General features: G+C 71.3%; 22 protein-coding genes. 11 read left to right on the top strand and 11 right to left on the bottom strand.

Going from position 1 to position 23,370, the window contains the following annotated elements:
* Positions 1 to 35 precede the first annotated feature (35 nt).
* The 7 genes from OIE13_RS15035 (at position 36) to OIE13_RS15005 (ending at position 7,312) form a co-directional block, all read left to right on the top strand.
* On the top strand, positions 36 to 992 hold the full coding sequence (locus tag OIE13_RS15035; protein ID WP_326830148.1) for a helix-turn-helix transcriptional regulator: 957 nt from the start codon (positions 36 to 38) through the stop codon (positions 990 to 992).
* The gene (locus tag OIE13_RS15030) at positions 989 to 1,945 is read left to right on the top strand and encodes a helix-turn-helix transcriptional regulator (RefSeq protein ID WP_326639230.1); all 957 of its coding nucleotides are present in this window, start codon (positions 989 to 991) and stop codon (positions 1,943 to 1,945) included. The genes OIE13_RS15035 and OIE13_RS15030 overlap by 4 nt, the downstream gene beginning before the upstream one ends.
* 24 nt (positions 1,946 to 1,969) lie before the next feature.
* Positions 1,970 to 2,158, top strand: a complete 189-nt coding sequence (locus tag OIE13_RS15025) for a hypothetical protein (protein WP_326639231.1) — start codon at positions 1,970 to 1,972, stop codon at positions 2,156 to 2,158.
* 65 nt (positions 2,159 to 2,223) lie between these two features.
* Positions 2,224 to 2,559, top strand: coding sequence for a Sec-independent protein translocase subunit TatA (tatA, locus tag OIE13_RS15020; protein WP_326639233.1), 336 nt, complete (start codon positions 2,224 to 2,226; stop codon positions 2,557 to 2,559).
* 157 nt (positions 2,560 to 2,716) lie between these two features.
* Complete coding sequence (tatC, locus tag OIE13_RS15015) at positions 2,717 to 3,571, top strand: twin-arginine translocase subunit TatC (RefSeq protein ID WP_326639236.1); 855 nt, start codon at positions 2,717 to 2,719, stop codon at positions 3,569 to 3,571.
* A gap of 17 nt (positions 3,572 to 3,588) precedes the next feature.
* Positions 3,589 to 4,464 carry a diacylglycerol kinase gene (locus tag OIE13_RS15010; protein ID WP_326830147.1) on the top strand — a complete coding sequence of 292 codons (876 nt, stop codon included), beginning with the start codon at positions 3,589 to 3,591 and terminating at the stop codon, positions 4,462 to 4,464.
* A gap of 118 nt (positions 4,465 to 4,582) precedes the next feature.
* Entirely contained in the window at positions 4,583 to 7,312 is a 2,730-nt protein-coding gene (locus OIE13_RS15005; protein WP_326639242.1) for a DEAD/DEAH box helicase, read from the top strand.
* A 68-nt stretch (positions 7,313 to 7,380) separates the two neighbouring features.
* Here the strand turns inward: OIE13_RS15005 and OIE13_RS15000 are convergent, their stop codons facing one another.
* The 3 genes from OIE13_RS15000 to OIE13_RS14990 form a co-directional block, all read right to left on the bottom strand.
* On the bottom strand, positions 7,381 to 8,808 hold the full coding sequence (locus tag OIE13_RS15000; RefSeq protein WP_326639244.1) for an RNB domain-containing ribonuclease: 1,428 nt from the start codon (positions 8,806 to 8,808) through the stop codon (positions 7,381 to 7,383).
* Positions 8,809 to 8,889: 81 nt separating this feature from the next.
* Positions 8,890 to 9,783 carry a 5'-3' exonuclease gene (locus OIE13_RS14995; RefSeq protein ID WP_326639245.1) on the bottom strand — a complete coding sequence of 298 codons (894 nt, stop codon included), beginning with the start codon at positions 9,781 to 9,783 and terminating at the stop codon, positions 8,890 to 8,892.
* Between the two features lie 17 nt (positions 9,784 to 9,800).
* Positions 9,801 to 11,018 carry a PP2C family protein-serine/threonine phosphatase gene (locus tag OIE13_RS14990; protein WP_326639248.1) on the bottom strand — a complete coding sequence of 406 codons (1,218 nt, stop codon included), beginning with the start codon at positions 11,016 to 11,018 and terminating at the stop codon, positions 9,801 to 9,803.
* 225 nt (positions 11,019 to 11,243) lie between these two features.
* Here OIE13_RS14990 and OIE13_RS14985 point away from each other — a divergent pair, with 225 nt between their 5' ends.
* Both OIE13_RS14985 and OIE13_RS14980 read left to right on the top strand, forming a co-directional pair.
* Positions 11,244 to 12,359: a M24 family metallopeptidase gene (locus tag OIE13_RS14985; protein WP_326639249.1), complete on the top strand. Its 1,116-nt coding sequence runs from the start codon at positions 11,244 to 11,246 to the stop codon at positions 12,357 to 12,359.
* Between the two features lie 252 nt (positions 12,360 to 12,611).
* Positions 12,612 to 13,754, top strand: a complete 1,143-nt coding sequence (locus tag OIE13_RS14980) for an acyl-CoA dehydrogenase family protein (protein ID WP_326639250.1) — start codon at positions 12,612 to 12,614, stop codon at positions 13,752 to 13,754.
* Positions 13,755 to 13,898: 144 nt separating this feature from the next.
* On the opposite strand, the gene OIE13_RS14975 is transcribed toward OIE13_RS14980, so the two are convergent.
* Together OIE13_RS14975 and OIE13_RS14970 are read right to left on the bottom strand one after the other, a co-directional pair.
* Entirely contained in the window at positions 13,899 to 15,308 is a 1,410-nt protein-coding gene (locus tag OIE13_RS14975) for a dihydrolipoyl dehydrogenase family protein (RefSeq protein WP_326639251.1), read from the bottom strand.
* A gap of 159 nt (positions 15,309 to 15,467) precedes the next feature.
* Positions 15,468 to 16,418: a pirin family protein gene (locus OIE13_RS14970; protein ID WP_326639253.1), complete on the bottom strand. Its 951-nt coding sequence runs from the start codon at positions 16,416 to 16,418 to the stop codon at positions 15,468 to 15,470.
* Positions 16,419 to 16,541: 123 nt separating this feature from the next.
* On the opposite strand from OIE13_RS14970, the gene OIE13_RS14965 reads away from it, so the two are divergent.
* Positions 16,542 to 17,018 (top strand): Lrp/AsnC family transcriptional regulator, encoded by a 477-nt coding sequence (locus OIE13_RS14965; protein WP_326639255.1) that lies wholly within the window; start codon positions 16,542 to 16,544, stop codon positions 17,016 to 17,018.
* A gap of 229 nt (positions 17,019 to 17,247) precedes the next feature.
* On the opposite strand, the gene OIE13_RS36715 is transcribed toward OIE13_RS14965, so the two are convergent.
* Positions 17,248 to 17,988 carry a dioxygenase family protein gene (locus OIE13_RS36715; protein ID WP_442811574.1) on the bottom strand — a complete coding sequence of 247 codons (741 nt, stop codon included), beginning with the start codon at positions 17,986 to 17,988 and terminating at the stop codon, positions 17,248 to 17,250.
* A 468-nt stretch (positions 17,989 to 18,456) separates the two neighbouring features.
* Between OIE13_RS36715 and OIE13_RS14950 the strand changes: the two genes are divergently transcribed.
* Positions 18,457 to 18,717, top strand: a complete 261-nt coding sequence (locus OIE13_RS14950) for a hypothetical protein (protein ID WP_326639257.1) — start codon at positions 18,457 to 18,459, stop codon at positions 18,715 to 18,717.
* A 14-nt stretch (positions 18,718 to 18,731) separates the two neighbouring features.
* On the opposite strand, the gene OIE13_RS14945 is transcribed toward OIE13_RS14950, so the two are convergent.
* From OIE13_RS14945 to OIE13_RS14925, 5 genes are all read right to left on the bottom strand, one after another.
* Positions 18,732 to 19,703, bottom strand: a complete 972-nt coding sequence (locus OIE13_RS14945) for an N-acetylglucosamine kinase (protein ID WP_326639258.1) — start codon at positions 19,701 to 19,703, stop codon at positions 18,732 to 18,734.
* Complete coding sequence (locus OIE13_RS14940) at positions 19,700 to 20,959, bottom strand: 6-phospho-beta-glucosidase (protein WP_326639260.1); 1,260 nt, start codon at positions 20,957 to 20,959, stop codon at positions 19,700 to 19,702. The genes OIE13_RS14945 and OIE13_RS14940 overlap by 4 nt, the downstream gene beginning before the upstream one ends.
* Positions 20,956 to 21,270, bottom strand: a complete 315-nt coding sequence (locus tag OIE13_RS14935) for a carbohydrate ABC transporter permease (RefSeq protein WP_442816055.1) — start codon at positions 21,268 to 21,270, stop codon at positions 20,956 to 20,958. Before OIE13_RS14935 ends, OIE13_RS14940 begins: the two co-directional genes overlap by 4 nt.
* A gap of 150 nt (positions 21,271 to 21,420) precedes the next feature.
* The gene (locus OIE13_RS14930) at positions 21,421 to 21,732 is read right to left on the bottom strand and encodes an extracellular solute-binding protein (RefSeq protein WP_326830291.1); all 312 of its coding nucleotides are present in this window, start codon (positions 21,730 to 21,732) and stop codon (positions 21,421 to 21,423) included.
* Between the two features lie 70 nt (positions 21,733 to 21,802).
* Positions 21,803 to 22,999: an ROK family transcriptional regulator gene (locus OIE13_RS14925; RefSeq protein WP_326830145.1), complete on the bottom strand. Its 1,197-nt coding sequence runs from the start codon at positions 22,997 to 22,999 to the stop codon at positions 21,803 to 21,805.
* Between the last annotated feature and the right edge of the window lie 371 nt (positions 23,000 to 23,370).

The following is a 23,370-nucleotide window of genomic DNA, read 5'->3' as shown; positions in this document are numbered from 1 at the left end:
GAAGGGTAGCGTCACTTGAACAGGGAGGAGGCCGGATGTCGCGCCGGAAGACCGAGCGGCTGCTCAATCTTGTGATCTGCCTGCTGGCCACGCGGCGGCCGCTCAGTGCCGAGCACATCCGCCAGGCGGTGCCGGGCTACGACGCCGACAACGACGAGGCCTTCCAGCGGATGTTCGAGCGGGACAAGAACGAACTGCGCGAGATCGGCATCCCGATCGAGGTCCACAAGGACCCCTGGGAGGAGGATCCCGGCTACCGGATCGTCCGCCAGGCCTACGAGCTGCCGGAGATCACCCTGGAGCCGGACGAGGCCGCGGTGGTGGGTCTGGCGGCCCAGGTGTGGCAGCGGGCCAGCCTGGCCGAGGCGGCCAGCGGCGCGCTGCTGAAGCTGCGCGCCGGGGGCGTGGAGACCGACGAGGCGTACGGGGTGCTCGGCGGGGCACTGGAGTTGCGCGTCGACACCCAGGATCCGTCCTTCCCCGCGCTCTGGGAGGCCGTGCGCGACCGGCGGGCGGTCCGCTTCGCCTACCGGGCGGCGGCCAGCCAGAACGTACTGACCCGCACCGTGGAGCCGTGGGGCGTGGTCAGCCGCCGCGGCCGCTGGTACATGGTCGGTCACGACCGCGACCGGGACGCGCCGAGAGTCTTCCGGCTCAGCCGGATCGGCGGGGCGGTCACCACCGTCGGCCGCCCGGGCTCCGTGACGGTGCCCGAGGGCGTCGACATCAAGTCCATGGTCGTCTACAGCGACGCCGCGGTCCGGGAGCGTACCGCCCTGGTCCGGGTCAGGCAGGACACCTGCCAGGGGCTGCGCCAGGTGGCGAAGGCGGTGCGGCCCGCCGGCGACGGATGGGACGAGCTGGAGGTCGAGTTCACCGACCCCGGCCGGCTGGCCGGGTGGATCGTGGGCTTCGCCGCCGACGCCGAGGTGGTCGGCCCGCCGGACGCCCGCGACGCGGTGATCTGCCGCCTGAAGGGAGCACTCGCGTGAGTACCGCCGATCGCCTGCCCAGGTTGCTGGCGCTGGTGCCCTATCTGATGTCGCACCCCGGGGCACAGGTGCCCGAGGTCGCGAAGATCTTCGGCCTGACCGAGAAGCAGCTCATCGACGACCTGCAGCTGGTGTGGATGTGCGGGCTGCCCGGTCACACCCCCGGCGACCTGATCGACGTGTCGTGGGACGGCGGGGAGATCGTCATCGACAACGCCGACACCATCGCCCGCCCGCTGCGGCTGGGGGTGGACGAGGCCAGCGCCCTGCTGGTCGCGCTGCGCCTGCTCGCGGAGATGCCGGAGTTCGGGGAGCGCGACGCGCTGACCCGGGTCATCGCCAAGTTCGAGCAGGCCTCGGGCGAGGGCGCGGCGGCGGTCAGCAGCCAGGTCGCGGTGGAGGTCGACGCCGCACCCGACGCGCTGCCCGTCGTCAACGAGGCGCTGCGGCGCCGTAGACGGCTGTCGCTGCGCTACTACGTGCCGGGGCGCGACGAGGTCACCCCGCGCGAGGTCGACCCGATGCGCCTGGTCGTCGTGGACGGCCGCCCCTACCTGTCGGGCTGGTGCTACCGGGCCGAGGCGGTCCGGCTGTTCCGGCTGGACCGGATGCTCTCCGTCGATGTGCTCGACGTGCCCGCCGACCCGCCCGCCGACGCCGTGCCGGACGAGGTGACGCCCGGGGTGTTCCGGCCCTCGCCGACCGACGAGCTGGTGGAGCTGGAGCTGACCGCCGCGGGCCGCTGGGTCTCCGAGTACTACCCGTGCGAGCAGGTCACCGAGCTCGGCGAGGGCCGCGTGCGGGTGACGTTGCGCGCCAGGGACCAGGGCTGGGTGGTACGTCTGGCGCTGCGCCTGGGAGACACCGGCAGGGTGATCTCGCCCGCCTCGCTGGACGCGAGCGTGCGCGCCGCCGCGACGGCCGCGCTGAATCGTTACGAGTCGATCTCCTGACGCGCGGAGCTAGGATCTCCCGGTATGAGCTGGATCATCGCCGCGCTCTCGCCGGCTCTCGCGGGGCTGGCGGTCCTCGGTTTCCTGGCCGTTCGCGTGCTGCGCGCGGCCACCGAGCTCGGCCGCGAGATCGACCGCGCGCACGGGAGGCTGGAGCCCGTCCGGGTGCTGTTCGGTGAGAGAGCGGGGACGATACGCGTTCCGCGGGGATGAGTCTGTCCTCGGGGCAGCGTACGATCGGAGCAGAGACCGCACGTCGTTCGGCGTAAGGATGTGTAATGCCAAACCTCGGACCCACTGAGCTGATCATCATCGGCTTGATCCTGGTGCTGCTTTTCGGTGCCAAGAAGTTGCCGGAAGCCGCCCGCGGGCTCGGCCGGTCGCTGCGCATCTTCAAGTCGGAGACCGCCAAGCTCCGCGATGACGACGAGGCAGCCGGCACGACCACCACGGTCGTCCAGGCCCATGCCCAGCCCGCCACCCCGGCTCCGCAGCCGATCCCGCCGGCGACTTCGGCGCCGGCCTCGGCGCTGAGCGCCGAGGAGCAGGCCCGCCAGCTTGAGGAGCAGGCCGCCAGGCTGCGAGCTCAGGCCGGAGCGCCCAAGACGCAGTGATCGGCGGTAGCCTGAAGATCTACCCTGATCAACCGACTCGTCACCCCAGGATTCGTGAATGGCGCTGCTGAAGTGGCCTAAACCGGGCCGGAATGGGGCGACACCGCCCGTTGACTCCGTTGACTCCGTTGACTCGGGCGACGGCCGGATGCCGCTCATGGAGCACCTGCGCGAGTTGCGCAACCGGCTGGTCATCGCCATGCTCGGCCTGGTCGCGGGCATGGTGGTCGGTTTCATATTCTTTGGCCCGATCTGGCAGTTCGTGTCCGCCCCTTACTGCGGGCTTCCCCAGGCGCAGGAGTTGCGGCCTGGACAGTGCACGATGCTGATCCTCGGCGTCTTCGACTCCTTCTTCGTGAACCTCAAGGTCGCGGCGATGTTCGGCCTCGTCGTCTCCTCGCCGATCTGGCTCTGGCAGATCTGGGGTTTCGTCACCCCGGGCCTGTATCGCAATGAGAAGCGCTACTCGATCCTGTTCGTCGTGCTGGCCGTCCCGCTGTTCCTCGCGGGCGCGGCTCTGGCCTACTTCGTGATGGACACGGGGCTGTCGATCCTGCTTGGGTTCGCCCCGCCGGGGACGCTGACCGGCATCACGATCGACGAGTACCTCAGCTACGCGCTGATCATGCTCATCGTGTTCGGCATCTCCTTCGAGCTGCCGCTGCTCATGGTGTTCCTGAACGTCATCGGGGTGTTGCCGCGCGCGCTGGTGGCCAAGCACCGCCGCATGGTCATCTTCATCATGTTCGTCTTCGGCGCGGTCGCCACCCCGGGCGGCGACCCGTTCACGATGATCGCGCTCGCCCTGCCGATGGTGGCGCTGTTCGCCCTGGCCGAGGGATTCATGTACCTGCGGGAGAAGCGGCAGCCGAAGGGTGATGACTTCTCCCACCTCTCCGACGACGAGGCATCCTCGCTCGACGACGACGCCTCGGCCCTGGGCGATGTGGCTCCCGTCGATGATCCGGCTCCTATCGATTCGAAAACGACCGACACCGATCCCGGCAAATAGGGGATAAGTTCCGGTCTGTGCCCGCAGAGATCGCAGTCCTCGTCAATCCCGCCGCTCGTGGCGGCCGCTCGCGGGGACTGCTCTCCCCGGTGCTCGACCGGCTGCGGCAGGGCGGTCGCGAGGTCTCGGTGATCCTCGGAGACTCCGCCGCCGACGCCCTGGACCGAGCCTGCACGGCCGTCGCCGAGGAGCCCGAGGCGCTGGTGGCCTTCGGCGGTGACGGCCTGGTCCACCTGGCACTCCAGGCGGTCGCGGGCAGTGGCGTGCCGCTGGGCGTCATCCCGGTGGGCACCGGCAACGACATCGCGAGCGCGCTCGGCATCCCGCTGAAGGCGCCCCTGGCCGCCGCCGACATCGTGCTGCGCGGGCGGGTGCGCACCGTCGACGCCGCCAAGGTGGGCGAGGACGAGTGGTTCGCCGGGGTGGTGGCCTGCGGCTTCGACTCCCGTGTCAACGAGCGGGCCAACCGGATGACCTGGCCGCCCGGCATGGCCAAATACCTGCTCGCCCTCGCCGGGGAACTGCGCTCCTTCCGCCCCATCCCCTTCCGGATCGACCTGGACGGCGAGATCGTCGAGCGGGAGGCCATGTTGGTCGCGGTCGGCAACACCCGTTCGTACGGCGCGGGCATGCGGGTGTGCCCCGATGCCGTGCCCGACGACGGCCTGCTGGACGTGACGATCCTCGGTGCCGTCCCCAGGGGGGAGTTCCTGCGCACCTTTCCCCGCGTCTACCGGGGCACCCACGGGAGCCACCCCGCCGTCACCATGCGCCGCGCCCGCCGTGTGCGGGTGGAGGCTCCCGGAGTGATCGTCTACGCCGACGGCGAGCGGGTCGGTCCCACCCCGCTGACCTGCGAGATCGTTCCCGGGGCGCTGACGGTCCTCGTTTAGGCCCGCTCGGGCGCTCCGCGGGGAGGGACCGCCGCCCTCGGACCGCCCACGCGATCGGCCAGAGCGCCGGGTAAAAGGGGGGACAGACCGGAATCCCGATATCGGTAGGCTGGGAGGCATGACGACCCCAGCGGAACGATACGCTGCTTTCCGTCAGAGCCAGGCTGAGAGCGGGCCGGCGCTGACCTCGTTCCGCGGCCTGTACGACTTCGAACTGGATGACTTCCAGCTCGACGCCTGCCGGGCGCTGGAGGCGGGCGACGGGGTCCTCGTGGCGGCCCCCACCGGCTCGGGAAAGACGGTCGTGGGCGAGTTCGCCGTGCACCTGGCCCTGGCGGAGGGCCGCAAGTGCTTCTACACCACCCCGATCAAGGCGCTGTCCAACCAGAAGTACAACGATCTGGTCAGGCGGTACGGTGCGACCAAGGTAGGGCTGCTGACCGGCGACAACAGCGTCAACGGCGAGGCTCCCATCGTCGTCATGACGACCGAGGTGCTGCGCAACATGCTCTACGCCGGATCCGGCACCCTGGCGGGGCTCGGCTTCGTCGTCATGGACGAGGTCCACTACCTCGCCGACCGGTTCCGCGGCGCGGTCTGGGAAGAGGTGATCATCCACCTGCCGGAGTCGGTGCGGCTGGTCGCCCTGTCGGCCACGGTGAGCAACGCCGAGGAGTTCGGCGAGTGGATGGGGGAGGTCCGCGGCGACACCAGTGTCATCGTCGACGAGCACCGTCCGGTCCCGCTCTGGCAGCACATGCTCGTCGGCAACCGCATCTACGACCTGTTCGTCACCGGCGACGGGGACCGCCGCCCCCAGATCAACCCCAACCTGCTGCGCATCGCCAAGGACGAGGAGCGCCAGGCGTACGGCAGGGGCCGCCGAGGCTACTCGCGGCCCCGCAGGAGCGGTCCGCCGGACCGGGCCGCGGCCATCGAGCGCCTGGACACCGACGCCCTGCTGCCCGCGATCACGTTCATCTTCTCCAGGGCCGGCTGTGACGCCGCCGTCATGCAGTGCCTGCACGACGGCATCCGGCTCACCACCGACGCCGAGCGCCACGAGATCCGCCAGATCGTCGACGAGCGCACCGCGCACCTGCCCGACGAGGACCTGGCCGTGCTCGGCTACCTCGAGTGGCGTGACGCCCTGGAGCGGGGTCTGGCCTCCCACCACGCGGGCATGCTCCCGGCCTTCAAGGAGGTCGTCGAGGAGCTGTTCACCCGCGGTCTGGTCAAGGCCGTGTTCGCCACCGAGACCCTCGCGCTGGGCATCAACATGCCCGCCCGCTCCGTGGTGATCGAGAAGCTCGACAAGTGGAACGGCGAGACCCACGCCGACCTCACACCCGGCGAGTACACCCAGCTCACCGGGCGGGCCGGGCGCCGCGGCATCGACGTGGAGGGGCACGCGGTAGTCCAGTGGCAGCCGGGCACCGACCCCCTCCAGGTCGCCGGCCTGGCCAGCACCCGCACCTACCCGCTGCGTTCCAGCTTCCGCCCCTCGTACAACATGGCGGTCAACCTGGTCGGCCAGGTGGGCAGGGAGCGGGCCAGGACGCTCCTGGAGTCCTCGTTCGCGCAGTTCCAGGCCGACCGGGCTGTGGTGGGCATCGCCAAGCAGGTGCGCCGAGCCGAGGAGGCCCTGGAAGGCTACCGCCAGGCGATGACCTGCCACCTGGGCGACTTCGAGGAGTACGCCGCGATGCGCAGGGCCCTGTCCGACAGGGAGGCCGAGCTGTCGCGCCAGCGCGGCGCGGCCCGCAGGACGCAGGCGCTGCGCTCGCTGGAGGCGCTCAAGCCCGGTGACATCATCCGGGTTCCGGGCGGGCGCCGCGCCGGCCTGGCCGTCGTTCTCGACCCCGGCCTCAACTCCCGGGGGGAGGGGCCGTCCCCGCTGGTGCTGACCATCGGCAAGCAGGTCAAGAAGCTGTCGCCGGCCGACTTTCCCGTCCCGGTCGAACCGGTCGAGCACCTGCGCATCCCGAAGAACTTCAACGCCCGCTCGCCGAAGGAGCGGGCCAACCTGGTCTCCTCCGTGCACGCCAAGATCGGCGACCGGGACTTCGGCAAGCCCGTCAGGGCACGCGACCACGCCGCGGAGGACGAGGAGATCATCCGCCTGCGCCGGGAGATCCGCCGGCACCCCTGCCACGGGTGCGACGAGCGCGAGGACCACGCCCGCTGGGCCGAGCGCTACCACAAGCTGCTCCGCGAGACCGAGGGCCTGCGCCGCCGGGTCGAGGGCCGCTCCCACGTCATCGCCCGCACCTTCGACAAGGTCTGCGGGGTGCTCGACCAGCTCGGCTACCTCGACGGTGAGAGCGTCACCGCCGAGGGCCGCCGCCTGGCCCAGCTCTACACCGAACTGGACCTGCTGACCGCCGAGTGCCTGCGCGCCGGGCTCTGGAACGACCTGGACCCGGCCGAACTGGCCGCGTGCGTCTCCTCACTGGTCTTCGAGTCCAGGCAGGCCGACGATGCCCGCCAGCCCAGGATCCCCGCGGGCGGCGCGCAGAAGACGCTGGCCGACATGGTCCGTCTCTGGGGCGAGCTGGAATCGATCGAGAGCGACCACGGCCTGTCGTTCATCAGGGAACCCGACTTCGGCTTCGCCTGGGCGGCCTTCCGCTGGGCCAAGGGCCACACCCTGGACTCCGTGCTCCGCGACGGCGCCGGCGGCGCGGAACTGGCCGCGGGAGACTTCGTACGCTGGATCAAGCAGCTGCTCGACCTTCTCGGCCAGATCTCCAATGCCGCCCCCGGGGGGAGCAAGGTCAAGCAGAGCGCGGGCAAGGCGATGGACGCCCTACGCCGCGGTGTGGTGGCCTACTCGTCCCTGACCTGAGCCCGTCGGCGGCACGGCTCTGGTCTGAGCCGTGCCGCGGCGGGGCGGACCTCGCGGGTGGCGTGGTGTCAGGCCAGGCCGAAGCGGACCTCGCGGGTGGTCGGGTCGGCGCGCGTCAGCCGCACGCGCACGACCTTGCCCAGCCCAAGCCCCTCGCCGTCGCAGCGGGCCGTCACCGCCGGATCGGTGAGCTGCACCTGGCCCCACGGCTGACCCTCGGTCACGTCGATCACCACCGCGTCGAACGTCTGGCCCACCCGCTCGCGGAGCACGAAGGCCTCCACCAGGTCCACGCACGCCCGCTCGACGCCGTTCACGCGCCGCCCGGTGGTGCGCATGATCTCCGGCAGCTCGCCCATGGCCTCCTGGACGTCCTGCGGCACCGGCTCGCCCGCCGCGATGGCCAGGCAGATCTCCGTGGCGTAGCGGTCGATGAGCCGGCGCAGCGGCGCGGTCACATGCGCGTACGGTGCGCCCACCGCGGCGTGCGCCGCCTGCGAGGGGGGCTCGCCGTTGAAGGCCACGTAGCCGGCGCCGCGCAGCAGCACCGTCGACTCCTGCAGGAACGCGGCCTGCTCGGGAATCTTCGGGTCGAGGGCGTGCACGACGTCGCCGTACCCCGCACCCTCCGGCCAGGGCACGCCGAGTGCCGCGGCCACCCTGCGGACCTGGGCGACTCTCTCGGCGGGGGCGGGCGGCAGCACCCGCAGCAGGCCGATCTCCGCGTCCAGCATCATCGAGGCGGCGGCCATGCCCGTCAGCAGCGAGATCTGCGCGTTCCACGCCTCGGCCTCCAGCGGGGCGCGCAACTCCAGCCGGTAGCCGTCCCCGTCCGGAACGACCTCCTGGTCGGGGGTGGGCAGCGTGACGCCGCCTCTGGCCCGCTCCAGGGCGAGCCTGAGCCGGCCGATCTCGGCCAGCAGCCGCAGCGTGCCGTCGGCGGTGCCGGTGTCGATCGCGGCCTGCACGTAGTCGTAGTCGAGCCTCTCGCGGCTGCGTACCAGCGCCCTGGTCACGTCCGCGCCCACGATCCGGCCCTCCGCGTCGAGGTCGACGCACCACAGCGCGGCGGGCCGGGTCACGCCCGGCAGCAGGCTGGCGGCGGCCTCCGACAGCAGGGGCGGGTGCAGCGGCACGCGCCCGTCGGGCATGTAGATCGTCTCGCCCCGGGTGCGGGCCTCGGTGTCGATCGCCCCGCCGGGCCTGACGAACGCCCCGACGTCGGCGATGGCGTACCAGACGCGGTAGCCGCCGGGCTGCTCCTCCAGGTGCACGGCCTGGTCGAGGTCCATCGCCCCCGGAGGGTCGATGGTGATCAGTGGCAGGTCGGTCCGGTCCAGCCGGGGCAGGGTGGGCACCTCGGCGACCCACTCGGCCTCGTCGACCACCGCTCGGGGAAACCCCTCGGGCAACTTCATCTCACGGCGGATCCGTTCGAAACCGTCGTCGAGCCGCGGATGGGACTCTCCGGGCACCCGGATGCTCTTGTGAGGCACAGGGAGCAACCTACCGGCTTGCGGCGGGGCCGCCCCACCGACTAGGGCGAAATGGGCAGACCGGACATTCCATGGGATGGGTCAGAGCGCGGAGGTCAGCCGTTCCAGCGGCCCGCCCAGGCCGTAGCGCTCGCTCAGCGCGGCCAGGGCCTCCGGGTCGCGGGGCTTGGCGGGGAGCGTGAGGTCGGTCTCGGGCAGGGGCACGTCGCGGGCGACCCAGACCACCTCGGGGGCCACCCGCAGGTAGTCGCGGGCGGCCGACAGCCTGGCGCGCTGCCCCGAGGTCAGGTCGCCGTCCCCGTCGAAGGCCCGCAGCAGCGCCTCCAGGGAACCGAATCGGGTGATCAGAGCCGCCGCGGTCTTGTCGCCCACCCCCGGCACGCCCGGCAGGCCGTCACTCGGGTCGCCGCGCAGGGTGGCGAAGTCGGCGTAGCAGCGGCCGGGGATGCGGTACTTCTCGGCGACGACGGTCTCGTCGACCAGCTGGAGGTTCTTGACCCCTCTGGCGGTGTAGAGAACGCGGACCGGCCGGGAGTCGTCGACCAGCTGGAACAGGTCGCGATCGCCGGTGACGACGTCGACCTGGCCGCCGGCCCGTGCGGTGAGCGTGCCCATCACGTCGTCGGCCTCGTAGCCGGGCACGCCGATGCGGGCGATGCCCACCGCGTCGAGCACCCGCTCGATCACCGGCACCTGCGGGGCGAGCGTGTCCGGGGTCTCCTCGGCGCCGCCCTCGGCGACCCTGTGGGTCTTGTACGTGGGGATGGCCGCCACCCGGAAGGCAGGGCGCCAGTCGGCGTCCATACAGGCCACGAGCTCGCGGGGAGAGTGCCTGCGGACCAACATGGCGATCATGTCGATGACGCCGCGCACCGCGTTGACGGGCATACCGTCGGGCGAGGTCATCGACTCGGGAATCCCGTAGAAGGCGCGGTAGTACAGCGACGGAGTGTCAAGAAGCATCAGGCCGGGCATGGCGACCATTTAACCAATCAGCCGAGCACTCCGATGGCCAGAACGCAGGTGTCGTCCTCGGGATTGGGGCCGCCGATCACCTCGATGAGCTGGTCGAGTCCGTCGTTCGGATCTCCCCTCAGCAGGGCCGCGGCCTCCATGGTCAGCGCCAGGCCCTCGTCGATGTCGCGGGTGCGCCGCTCCACCAGCCCGTCGGTGAACAGCAGCAGCAGGTCGCCCTCCCGCAGCTCGACCCCGGCCAGCTCGTACGGCTCGTCGGGGGTGGCGCCCAGCAGCACCCCGGCAGGCGGGTCGAGCTGGGTGGCGGTCCCGTCGCGGACCAGGATCGGCGCCGGGTGCCCGGCCTGCCCCCAGGTGAACATCCTGGTGGCCGGGTCGAGGTGGCCGACGATCATGGTCGCCGTCGTCTCCGGCATCCGGTGCAGCACGAAGTCGTTGAGCCAGGCCAGCAGCCGGTCGGGGGAGTGGCCGGTCATCGCGAGGCCGATCAGGGCGTGCCGCAGCTGTGCCATCTGGGAGATCGCGGACATCCCGTGCCCGGAGACGTCGCCGATGGCCAGCAGCACCCTGTCGTCGGGCAGGGGAACGGCGTCGTACCAGTCGCCGCCGAGGCTGGGCTTGACACCCGCCGCCACATAGCGGACCGCGATGCGAGCGTGAGGCAGGTCGATGGTCTCTCCCAGGCCGGGCATTATCGCCTCGCGCAGCGCGAGGCTCATGTGGTGTTCCTCCGCGGCCTGCTCGCGGACCCGCAGCAGCTTGCTCCGCGACTCGGACATGATGCGCTCGGCACGACGTCGACAGGTGATGTCCTGGACGACGCCGTGCACGGCGGCATGGCCGCCGGTCACGACGGGGTCGAGCACGGCGCGCAGGTGGCGGAGCTCGCCGTGGCGGCGGATGCGGAACTCGACCTCCCCGGACTCGGCCCGGTGCATGACGGACCACAGGCGCAGGTCGAGGTCGGGCCGGTCGGTCGCCTCGACGTGGCCGGCCAGATCGCGCAGGTGAATCGGGCCGTCGCCGGGATCACGGCCGAATATGGTGTACACCTGATCGGACCAGGTGGACTCTCCGGTCTGAAGATTCCACTCGGTCCAGCCCATATCGCCCAGGCGTTCCGCGTGCGCCAGGCGGGTGTTGAGGAGTTGTCGCTCCACGGCCATGTGCTCGCCCGGCTCGTCTCGCAATCGCTGCGCCATCTCAGCGGTGGCCGACGGGGCCGAAGCGGTCACCTGGTCGTTTCGTGGGTGGAGGGGGGGCTGGTGGCCGCCCACTACGCCGACCATGTAGCTCGCTCTCGAAATGTATGGCTGTGTGGACATTTTGCCAACAAATTGTGATCGTACTTCAACAGATTGTAGTGGCAGGGTCGCCGCGGTGCCTTCCTTTCCCTGACTTTCGGTCCCGGGGCCGCTCCCGGATGCGTCGCTGCTCCGGCCGGGATTAGATTGGGCGGCGTGACGACGGAGCCATCTGATCTCTATCCCGTGACCCGCCTGGCGGCCGCCCGCGAGGTGGCCGCCACCGCCGGGCTCGACGCGCTGCTGCTCACGCCAGGTCCCGACCTGCGTTACGTGACCGGTTACGAGGCGCTGCCGCTGGAGCGGCTCACCTGCCTGGTGCTCCCGGTCGTGGGGGAGGCGTTCCTGATGGTGCCCCGTCTGGAGCTGCCCGCCGCCGAGCGCTCTCCGGCGTCCCGGCTCGGCGTCGAGTTCGTCCCCTGGGACGAGACCGACGACCCGTACGCGGTCGTCGGCAGGCGCCTGGGCGAGGTCGGGAAGGTGGGCCTCGCCGACCGGATGTGGGCGATGCAGTCGCTGCGCCTGCGCGAGGCGATCCCCGGAGCCGAGCAGGTGCTCGCCGGGACGGTCCTGCGCGGGCTGCGGATGCGCAAGAGCCCGGCCGAGGTGGCGGCGCTGCGCGCGGCGGGCGCCGCGATCGACGCCGTCCACGCCCAGGTGCCCGGCTTCCTGCGGGCCGGCAGGACCGAGCGGGAGGTCGGCAGGGACATCGCCGAGGCGATCATCGCGGCCGGCCACTCCACCGTCGACTTCGTCATCGTCGGCTCCGGCCCCAACGGCGCCAGCCCGCACCACGAGTTGTCGGACCGGATCGTCTCCGAGCGCGAGCCGATCGTGGTCGACATCGGGGGCCAGATGCCCGACGGCTACTGCTCGGACTCCACCCGCGTCTACGCCATCGGCGAGCCTCCGGCGGGCTTCCTGAAGTACTACGAGGTGCTCAGGCGCGCCCAGCAGGCCGCCTGTGACGCCGTGCGCCCCGGGGTGCCGTGCGAGGAGATCGACGCCGCCGCGCGAGACGTGATCACGGCCGAGGGTTACGGCGACTACTTCATCCACCGCACCGGCCACGGCATCGGTCTGGAGACCCACGAGGAGCCCTACATCGTCGCGGGCAACTCCGAGCCGCTGGCGCCCGGGTTCGCCTTCTCCGTCGAGCCGGGCATCTACCTGCCGGGGGCCCACGGCGCCCGCATCGAGGACATCCTCATCTGCACGGAGGAGGGCGGCGAGCGGGTCAACCACCGCACTCGCGAGCTCGTGGTCGTCTGACGCCCGCCACGACCGGCCCCTGTACGGCCCCTGTACGGCCCCTGTACGGCCCCTGCCACGACCGGCCCCTGTACGGCCGTGCCGTGGCGATCACCCCCGGCGCGAACCCGCGGTCGTCCGGCGGGTGCCAGAATCGGGGTGGCCGGCGATCCCGGCCGCCCCCTTCGTCGTCCGCGCCAGGACCTGGAGCACGCGGATGCGGTCCCCTCCCATGAGCCCGAGGGTGGGGTCTTTCACGTTGGAAGGAGTCAGATGACCGTTGAGCGCGTTCTGCCGACCGGCGATGCCCATGACCTGCTGGACCTGGTCCGCGATCTGATCGGCAAGGAGGTCGCCCCCCGTGCCGCGACCGACGAGTCCGCCGCGCGCTTTCCCCGGGAGGTGTTCACCACCCTGGGCCACGCGGGACTGCTCGGCCTGCCCTACCCGGAGGAGCACGGCGGGGCGGCGCAGCCGTACGAGGTCTACCTGCAGGTGATCGAGGAGCTCGCGGCCGGCTGGCTGGCGGTCGGGCTCGGCCTGTCGGTGCACACCCTGTCGTGTTTCCCGGTGGCCGCCTACGGCACCGCCGAGCAGCGCGCCGCGCTGCTTCCCCGGATGCTGGGTGGTGAGTGGCTGGGCGCCTACTGCCTGTCGGAGCCGCAGTCGGGGTCCGACGCCGCCGCGCTGGTGACCCGGGCGGTCCCCGGTGAGGACGGTTACACGGTCGACGGGGTCAAGGCCTGGACCACCCACGGCGGCGTCGCCGACTTCTACATGCTGATGGCCCGCACCTCGGCCGACGGCGCGCGCGGCATCTCCTGCTTCCACGTGCCCGCGGAGACGGAAGGGCTGTCGTTCGGCGCGCCCGAGCGGAAGATGGGGATGAGGTCGTCACCGACCGCCCAGGTCCGCTTCGACGGGGTGCGACTGGGGCCGGAGGCACTGCTGGGCGCCGAGGGGGAGGGCTTCAGGATCGCCATGGCCGCCCTGGACGGCGGCAGGCTCGGTATCGCCGCCTGTGCCGTCGGCGTGGCGCAGGCCGCCTTCGACGCCGCCACCGCGTACGCCGCAGAGCGTCGCCAGTTCGGCTCGCGGATCATCGACTTCCAGGGCGTCGGCTTCATGCTCGCCGACATGGCCACCCAGATCGCCGCCGCCCGCGCCCTCTACCTGGACGCCGCCCGGCTGCGCGACGCGGGCCGGCCCTACGGCACGCGGGCGGCGATGGCGAAGCTCTTCGCCACCGACATGTGCATGAAGGTCACCACCGACGCGGTCCAGATCCTCGGCGGCTACGGCTACGTGGAGGACTTCCCGGTCGAGCGTCACATGCGGGAGGCCAAGGTCCTGCAGATCGTCGAGGGCACCAACCAGGTCCAGCGCCTGGTGATCAGCCGGGCCCTCGCCCGTTAGCGGGAGTCCTCGCCGGTTTCCCGGGCGGGTCCGGCCGGGGTCGTCTCCGAGGCGCCCTGCTGTCCGGTGAACGTGGCCGGGGGCCAAAACCGGGTCTTCCCCGCCGCGCCGGACGGCGCGGCGGGGAAGACGCCCAGGACCTGGCTACAGGCCGTAGGCCTCGAGCAGCCGCAGCCAGATCTCGCTGACCGTGGGGAAGGACGGCACGGCGTGCCAGAGCCGGTCGAGGGTCACCTCGGCGGTGACGGCGATCGTCGCGGCGTGCAGCAGATCGCCCACGGCCGGGCCGACGAAGGTCACCCCCAGCAGGACGCGGCGCCGCTCGTCCACGACCGCCTTGGCCATGCCGTGGTAGCCGTCGCCCTGTAGATAGGCTCCCGACACCCTGCCCAGGTCGTACTCGACCACGCGGACGTCGAACCCCTCGGCGCGGGCCTGGGCCTCGGTCCGGCCGACCGCGCACACCTGCGGGTCGGTGAAGATGACCTGCGGTGCGCCGTAGCCGTCCGCCACGTCGCGCAGTCCTGGCAGGTCGTCGGGCTCGTCCTTGGCCCGCGCCGCGATGACGTCGCCGCACAGCCGCGCCTGGTACTTGCCCATATGGGTGAGCAGGGCGCGGCCGTTGACGTCGCCCACCGCGTACAGCCAGCCGCCGGAGACGCCGGTCGCGCGCATGCTGTCGTCGACCTCCACCAAGCGCCCGGTCTCCAGGCCGACACTCTCCAGGCCCAGGTCGCCGGTGGCGGGGTACCTGCCGGTGGCCACCAGTAGCTCGTCCGCCTCGACGGGCGGGCCCTCGGACAGGTGGAGTGTGACCGGGCCCCCCGGCCTGGGCCGCTCGACCTTCGTCACCTGGACGCCCTGGCGCACCGTGATGCCGGCCCTGGCGAACGAGGCGGCCACCAGCTCCCCGGCGAACGGCTCCATCCTGCCGAGCAGTCCGCCGCGCGCCAGCAACGTCGTCTCCACCGCGCCGAGTCCGTGCATGGCCTGGGCCATCTCGCAGGCCACCACGCCGCCGCCCAGCACGGCCAGCCGCTCAGGGACGCTCCTGGCCGCCGTCACCTCATGGCTGGTCCACGGCGAGGCCTCCGCCAGCCCGGGGATCGGCGGGACGGCCGCACCGCTACCGGTCGCCAGCACGACCGCGTGCCTGGCGGTCAGCGTGCGGACCGAGCCGTCCTTCGAGGTCACCACGACCCGTCTGGGGCCGTCCAGCCGCCCGTGGCCGCGTACGAACTCCGCGGGCACGCTCCTGAGCCACTCGACCTGGCCGCTGTCGTCCAGGTGGGACACCGCCTCGTCGCGCCGGGCGAGCACGGCGGCGGTGTCGATCGGGCCCAGCGTCAGGCCCGGTACCCGGGCGACCTCGGCGGCCAGCTCCACCGGGCGCAGCAGCGCCTTGCTGGGGATGCACGCCCAGTACGCGCACTCGCCGCCGGCCAGGTTCCTCTCGACGATCGCGGCGGTCAGCCCTCCCCTGACCGCACGGTCGGCGACGTTCTCGCCCGCGGGGCCCGCGCCCACAACCACCACGTCGAACTCGTCCGACACGACTTACCTCCCAGGCAGAACCGGTCATGGACCCGCACCGCTCCCGCGGCGCGGGTCGTACCAGCTTCGCACCGTTCGGCCGGGGCCGAAGTCATGTGGGGGCTCCGGCGAGGCGCGGGGCCTCGTGATGGGCGGGGCGTCTCGCGCGAGAAGCCCTTGTCAGCGGCGGCGTCCGCGCGCCTTCAGGGTGGTCAGCGGAAGTTCGGGAGCGGGCAGCGGGGCGACTCCGCCGGGCACCGTGCCGAACTCCGTACCCTCCATCCACTCCCGCCGGAGCCGGGCGATCTCCTCGTGGCTGCGGCCGACGAAGTTCCACCACATGACGATCCGCTCCTCGAACGGCTCGCCGCCGATGAGCAGCAGCCGGCCGGCCTCCTGGGCCCGTATGGCCAGCTGTGAGCGCCCGCTGCCCAGATAGAGCAGCGGCCCGGGGGCCAGGTCCGTCTCGTCGACCCGCACGGTGCCGGACAGGGCCAGCACGGCGTACTCGAAGCCGGGACGGAGCGGGACGGAGGTCGTCGCGCCGGCCTCCAGTCTCACCTCGGCCCCGACCAGCGGGGTGTGGGCCGTCGCCGGTGACGTGACGCCGCCCAGTTCGCCCATGACGACGGTCACCCTGGCGCCCGGCAGGGTCAACTCGGGCAGCACCGGGTGGTGCTCGAAGGCCGGAGCCGTCTCGCGGGCGTCGGAGGGGAGCGCCACCCAGAGCTGGACCCCGTGCAGGACGGCCTCGGCGGCCGCCACCTCGGAGTGGGAGATGGCACGCCCGGCGGTCATCAGATTGAGCTGGCCCGGCCTGATCAGCTGCTCGCTGCCGACGCTGTCGTGGTGCAGGATCTCGCCCTCCACGAGCCAGCTGACGGTCTGGAGTCCGGTGTGCGGATGCGGGGGGACGTTCATCGTCGTCTTTTCCGGGCCGTAGTGGTCGACGAAGCACCAGGCGCCGACCATTCTGATGTCCCGGTTCGGCAGGGTTCTGGTGACCTTCATCGCCCGCGGGCCGCCCAGCACCACGTCCCGGCCGGCCAGCACTTCGGTCACCGGCTCCGTCGCCACGTCCGCGAGGCCGCCGCACGCCGACTCCTGCGGATTCGTTTCCAGGTTGCTCATCTCGTGACTTTACGGTCTGATCCGGCCTCCCCGGGTCACCGGACCGCGGGGCTGCCCGTGGTTGGGACCGTGCCGTGACATCCGGGCGGTGCGTGTGGTCCCCGGTGCCGTTACCGTTACCGGATGGAGGAGATCGACCGCTGTATCGTCACGTTGCTGGCCAGGGATGGTCGGATGAGCTTCACCGATCTCGCCAGGGAGACCGGGTTGTCGGTGTCGGCGGTGCACCAGCGGGTGCGCAGGCTGGAGAAGCGCGGGGTGCTGCGGGGTTACGCGGCGCTGGTCGACTACGACGCCATCGGGCTTCCGCTCACCGCGTTCGTGTCCATCAAGCCGATCGACCCGGCCGCGGCCGACGACGCACCGGAGAGGCTGGCCCACCTGAGTGCCGTCGAGGCCTGCCACAGCGTGGCCGGGGACGAGAGCTACATCCTCAAGGTCCGGGTGGCCTCGCCGATCGCGCTTGAGGAACTGCTGAACCAGATCCGCACCGCCGCCAACGTCTCCACCCGCACCACCGTCGTACTCAGCACGCCGTATGAGCACCGCACCCCGGAGCCGGCCGGCACCGAGGCCGGCAAGCCCGACGAGCGCGCCTGATCCTCCCGGTGCCTGCGAAACGCCCCGCCCCCTGCGGTGGGCGACCAATCCCGACTTGCCGGATGTGAGGTAGTCAATCCAGGCTGGACGGGCGCCTCCCAGGAAGATCATCCCGTCTACGCGCGGGTCGCGGAGTCGATCGAACGCCGGGAGAAGCGCGTCGGACATCGACCGGGAGACCTCCGGCGGGATGCCCGGTCCGGGGAGAGGTCGGACCGGGCATCCCGGGCTACGGCGACACGACGTCCACGAGGGGAGGTGGGCGGTCGCCGGTCACGTCGGCCGGTCGGTGCGTCAGACGCGCTGCCACAGGGCCGGTACGTTCGGCGGCTCCCATCCGGCGTAGGCCGTGTGCCCCTGGAGGCAGCGGTAGGTCACGCCACCGTAGGTGACCTGGTCGCCGGCCTTGTAGTTCGTTCCGGCCTTCCACGTCCCGCCCCCGTTGGGTGGTGAGTACCGGCCGGTTCGGGGCCTGGACCTTGACGTGGATGTGCCGGGTGCGTCCGGGATACAGGCCCGGAACGATCGTGGTCAGCTTGAACGCGCCCTGGGCGTCGCTGAACCGGTGCCCGCGGAAGCCGAATCCGCTGTTGTCGTAGGCGCCGTTGGTGTCCGCCTGCCAGAAGTCCAGAAGCGCGTTGGCGATCGGCCGGCACGAGCGGCCGAACACGTAGCCGCGGACGGTCAGCGGGACGCCCGGTGTGCCGGGCCCGACCAGTGAGGTGCGCCGTGGCGAGTTGGGCCTGAAATAGGGGCCCTCGGTCTGGGCGGTCGTCGGGTCGTCGCCGTCGTCGCAGAAGGGGGTGGGGTCGAGCAGCCCGTCCGTCCGCTGCGCGTCGCGGGCCAGCGCGGGAGCCCGGCCGACCAGCAGCGGAATCGGGGCGATGAGAGCGGCCTTCAGCAGGGTCTTGCGGCTGATACCGCCGCTCTCGTCGCCGGTATTCTGGTGGTGGGTGTTCTCGGCGTCCACAATGGCCTCCTTGGCCTTCGGGGGGACGTGCCTGGACGCGATCTGTCGAACGCGTGCGGCGCCGGGGCGGCCGGTCGAAAACGGCGCCGTGCGACACTGCCGCGGGGAATCGGCGGGACCTGGCAGCCTGGACGTGCACAAGGCTGACATCGGACGTGAGGCCGCGGCACCCTCCATGTTTCTATAACTTCGCCATATGGCTACCGTGGTAATAATCATGCAGGTGAGGGCCGCCCGAATAAGGCTTTAGTCACGTCATACCAAATATTTATGACAAGAATGGAATGACATGACCGGCGAAATTCCGACGAGGTGATTCACCTCGCGGATATCTCCGTTTTACCGCACGGGGACGGGGCGCCTCCGCGGCGGTCAGGTCCTCCGCATGGAGCCCGGGCGGCGACGGTTGTCTACAGCGTTCGACGCTGGGCAGGTACTTCTTGTGGACACTGGCGAAAGGAGCCGGCTGTGCCTGACAACGACGCACTGATCATCCGATTCCATCCGGTGGGAGGTGAGGACGTCTCCGTGACGAGCGGGGATTTCGACGGGGAGTCCGAGGCGTTGGAGGCGATCTCCCGTGCTCTGGACGAGCGGCGCAGCCTGGTGCTGACCCAGGTGAGATACGGCCCTGAGACCGAGATGATCGGCATGGTCGTCAACCTGGCCAACGTGGTGTCGGTCCGGGTGTCGAAGACGAACGGAGTCGAAACCGGCCAGTACCTGTGACACCGCCTCGCGGATCATGTCGCGGTGTGGAAGTGGGCGCGCAGGCGGGCACTGGCCTCCTCGGGGGCGCCGAGGGCGTCCAGCCCCAGGAGGGCGGCACCCATGATGGGGGCGACGTCGGCGACGATCGGCTTGGCCTGCGGGGCCCGCTCGGCGAAGCCCCGCTCCAGCAGCTCGCTCATCAGCGGGTCACGGGCGGTGAGCACGCCACCGCCCAGGACCACCTCCATCGGGACGGTGAGCAGGTCCAGGCGGCGCAACGCGACCACCGCGAGCACGACGACCTCCTCGGCCATCCGCGCCACCAGCGAGCGGGCCACCCCGTCACCCTGGGCGGCGACGGCCATCAGCACCGGTACCAGCTCGTTCAGCCTGCCGTAGGGCAGCTCACCGAAGTGGATGGCCAGGGACACCTCCTCGACGGTGCGGGTGCCGAAGTGCTCGCGGATCGCGGAGGCCAGCGCGCTGGCGGGGCCCCGGCCGTCCTCGGCCCGTACGGCGTGCCAGAGCGCCTCCTCGCCGAGGCCGAGACCACCGCCCCAGTCGCCGGTGAGCCGCCCCAGGGCCGGGTATCTCGCCACCTCCCCCGAGGGGGAGACCGCCACCGCGTTGATGCCCGCGCCGCACACCACGGCCACGCCCGTGGGGCCCGAGGCCCCGGCGCGCAGCAGCGCGAAGGTGTCGTTGCCGACGGTCACCTCCGTGCCGTACCCCCGCAGGAGGATCTCCGCGCGGAGCGCGTCCTCCTCCACCGGCAGGTCCGCGCCCGCCACATAGGCGGCCACGTGGTCGGCGTAGGGTGTGACCGCCTCCTCGCCGAGCGCGGAGCGCACGGCGTCGCCGATCACGTCGATCGCGGCCCGCACCCCCGCGGTCTGCGGCTGGAAGGCACCGCCGCGCCCGGTGGCGATGACCGAGCCGTCCTCGCCGACCAGCGTGACGTCGGTCTTGCTGTTGCCGCCGTCGACGGCCAGGATCGTCCTCACGCGTTCGCCCAGGACAGGTGCCCGCGGTTGGCCTCGATCAGGCGCCGGGCCAGGTCTTTCGAGAGTGTGGCCTGCCCGATCAGCGGGTGGGCCAGCAGCGCGTCGGCGACGCGGCCCTCACCGCCGTGCAGCGCGGCCGCGAGCGCCAGCGTCTCGTACGCCGTGACGTGGGCGATGAGCCCGGCGAAGAGCGGCTCCACCGGGTCCACCGGCAGCGCGGTCGCGCCCGCCGCGGTGATCGTGGCCGGGACCTCGATGACCGCCTCGTCGGGCAGGAACGGCAGCGTGCCGTCGTTGCGCAGGTTGACCACCTGGGTGTCGCCGCGGTCGCCGACCAGCGAGGCGATCAACGCCACCGCGGCCTCCGAGTAGAAGGCTCCGCCGCGCTTTTCCAGCAGCTCGGGCTTGGTGTCCACGGTCGGGTCGGCGTACATCTCGAGCAGCGCCGTCTCCATCGCCGCGACCTCGGCCGCACGCGACGGCCTGGTCCGCTGCTCGGCCACCACCAGGTCGTGCTCGTAGAAGTAGCGCAGGTAGTAGGAGGGCACCACGCCCAGGTGGCGGATCAGCGCGGCACTCAGGCCGACGTCCTCGGCGATCTCCTCGGCATGGCTCTCCAGCAGTTTCGGCAGCACGTCCACCCCGTCCAGGTGGACGGCCCGCTCCCAGGTGAGGTGGTTCAGGCCGACGTGGCCCAGGGAGATCCGCTCGGGGGCGACGCCCAGGTTCGCGGCGAAGCGGCGCTGGAAGCCGATGGCCACGTTGCACAGGCCGATGGCCCGGTGCCCGGCCTTCAGGAGTGCCCTGGTGACGATGCCGACCGGGTTGGTGAAGTCGACGATCCAGGCGTCGGGCGCGTGCTTTCTGATCTTCTCGGCGATGTCCAGCACCACCGGCACCGTGCGCAGCGCCTTGGCCAGCCCGCCCGCCCCGGTCGTCTCCTGGCCGACGCAGCCGCACTCCAGCGGCAGCGTCTCGTCCACGTCGCGCGCCGCCTGGCCGCCGACGCGCAGCTGCAGCAGGACCGCGTGCGCCCCGGCGACGCCCTCCTCGACCGAGGTGGTCGCGACGACCGTGGCCGGATGCCCGGCCCGTGCCAGCATCCGGCGCGCCATGCCGGACACCGGATCCAGCCGGCGGGCGTCCGGGTCGACCAGTGCGATCTCGGTCAGTGGCAGCTCGTCGCGCAGCCGCGCGAACCCGTCGATCAGCTCCGGCGTGTACGTCGAGCCGCCCCCGACAACGGCGAGTTTCACCCTTTTACTCCTGTCAGCGTGACGCCCTCGATGAAGACCTTCTGGGCGAAGAAGAACACGACGATCACCGGGGCCATGACGAGCAGGGTCGCCGCCATGGTGAGGTTCCACTGCACGCTGTGCAGTGCCCGGAAGGACGCCAGCCCGAGAGAGAGCGTCCAGTTTTCCTCGTTTGTCTGGGTGTAGAGCAGCGGACCGTAGTAATCGTTCCAGCAGTAGAAGAACTGGAACAGCCCCACCGCCGCTATCGCCGGACGTGCCATCGGCAGGATCACCTTGATCAGGGTCCGGAAGTCCGAGCAGCCGTCCACCCGGGATCGACGACAGCAGCCAGGGCGACATCCAGAGGAAGGTCTGGAAGTTCGGGTCCTTGTCCAGGTCCGGTGACTCCGGCGAGGCCTTGGTGGTCGGCACGTTGCGCAGTGCGTTGGAGAGCGTGACCAGCGCCGAGGTGTCGGTGGTCAGTACTTGACCAGCTCCCAGGCGGCCTGCGGGTTCTTGGCGCCCTTGGGCACACCGATCACGGTGCCCGCGGTGAAGCCGCTGCCGTACAGGTCGGGCTTGGCGTCGGAGACCGGGAGCGGCGCGGTGCCGTAGTCGAGGCCCTTGGCCTCATTGGCGATCATGGCGTTGCGCCACTCGCCGTCCAGGACCATGGCGATCTTGCCCTTGTGGAACGGGTGATCGGCCGACCATTCCTGGCCCAGGCTCTTGCGGAACTTCTCCAGCTTGTCGTAGCCGTACCAGTCGACGAGCTCCTTCTGCCAGCGCAGCAGTTCCTTCCACGCCGGGTCGGAGCCGACCGCCGAGGTGCCGTCTGGGGGGTGGGGGTATACGAGAGGGTCAGGAGGGGACTGTGGAGCCGAAGACCTCGTCGCGCACGGTGGCGAGGGCCAGGTCGAGCGCGCCGGCGAGGACGGGATTGCCCTCGACGGTCGACAGCAGCAGCGGCGGCCGGGGGATGGTCAGCGCGTGGAGCTCGTGCTCGACGAGCTCGCGCAGGGTGTCGCCGCCCGCGAGCAGGGTCCCGCCGGTCAGCACGATGATCTCGGGGTCGACGACCGAGGTGATCGAGGCCAGCCCGACGGCCAGCCGGGAGGCGATGTCGCGCAGCCCGGCACGGGCGTCGTCGGCACGCCTGCCGGTGGAAGCGGCGGCCCGCACGGCGTTCAGCACCGCCTGCGCGGGGGCGCTGCCACGCACGCCGTACGACCGGAGGATCTTGAGCACCGCGGGGCCACCGGTCAGCGCCTGGTAGCCGTGGTTGGCGTAGCGGCCGGTGTCCCCGGCGGTCGGCGCGCCGGGGGTGGGCATGTAGCCGATCTCGCCGGCGCCGCCGGTGGCGCCCCGGTGCAGCCGGCCGCCGAGGACCAGCGCCGCGCCCAGGCCCTCGTCGACCCAGAGCAGCACGAAGTCCCGGTGGCCCCGGCCCACGCCGTGCGCCTGCTCGGCTTGGGCGACGAGGTTGACGTTGTTCTCTATCGAGACCGGTATGCCCAGCCCTTCGCCGAGGGTGCGGACCAGATCGGGGATGTGCCAGCCGGGCATGTCCTTGCTGGTGGCGTAGGCCAGCCTGCCGGTGCCCGGGTCGATCGCGCCCTGCACACCGATGACCGCGCACCGCGGCGTCGCCGGGGGGCCCGCACCCTTCAGCGCGGCGGCGACCCGCTCCACCGCGTCGCCGCCGGAGCGGCCTGGAGTGGGCAGGTGGTGCTCGCCGACCACGGTGCCGGTGATGTCGGCGACCCTGACGTCGATGCCCGCGCGTGTGACGTCCAGCGCGGCGGCGTACGCGGCGGCCGGGTTGAGCCGGTAGACCTCGGCGGTGCGGCCGGGCAGTCCCTCGCGGATGCCGTCGAGCACGACCAGGTCCGCCTCCTGCAGGCGGATGAGGAGCTGCGAGGCGGTGGGCTTGGACAGGCCGGTGAGGGCGCCGATCTCCGGGCGGGTCAGCGGACCGCGCTCCAGCAGGGCCTGCAGGGCGGCGCGGTCGTTGATCGCGCGTAGCAGGCTGGGGGTGCCCGGCGTCGGCTGTTTCACTGGCCCTCCGCGTGCGTCCTCGCGTTCACTGATGAAGCGAAGTTAGGAAGCTTTCCTAACTTCGAGTGAATGTAAGGAGCCCGGCGGATCCTCGTCAAGCAGGCAGGGGGTGCCTCAATCAAGCTGTGATGGCGCAGAGGGCGGGTAAACTTCTCAACGGACCTGCTAGGGTGATGGTTTGTCATAACAACTAGCGCAATGGTCCGGAGTATCCCATTACTAGCAACGATAATGGAGCGACGGCAACCCGTCAAATCGAGCTGGCCAAGGAGCAGGAGTACGTCTCAGGTCTCTACGCGCGGCTCGATCTGCTGCGCGAGCGCACCCAGCGGCAGCTGGACGGCGTCCTCGCGCAGGGAGGGAGCGGCGGC

The sequence above is a fragment of the Streptosporangium sp. NBC_01810 genome, from assembly GCF_035917355.1.
Taxonomy (GTDB): Bacteria; Actinomycetota; Actinomycetes; order Streptosporangiales; family Streptosporangiaceae; genus Streptosporangium.
The sequence above is the reverse complement of the archived record's forward strand: the minus strand, read 5'-3'. Positions and strand labels throughout refer to the sequence as shown.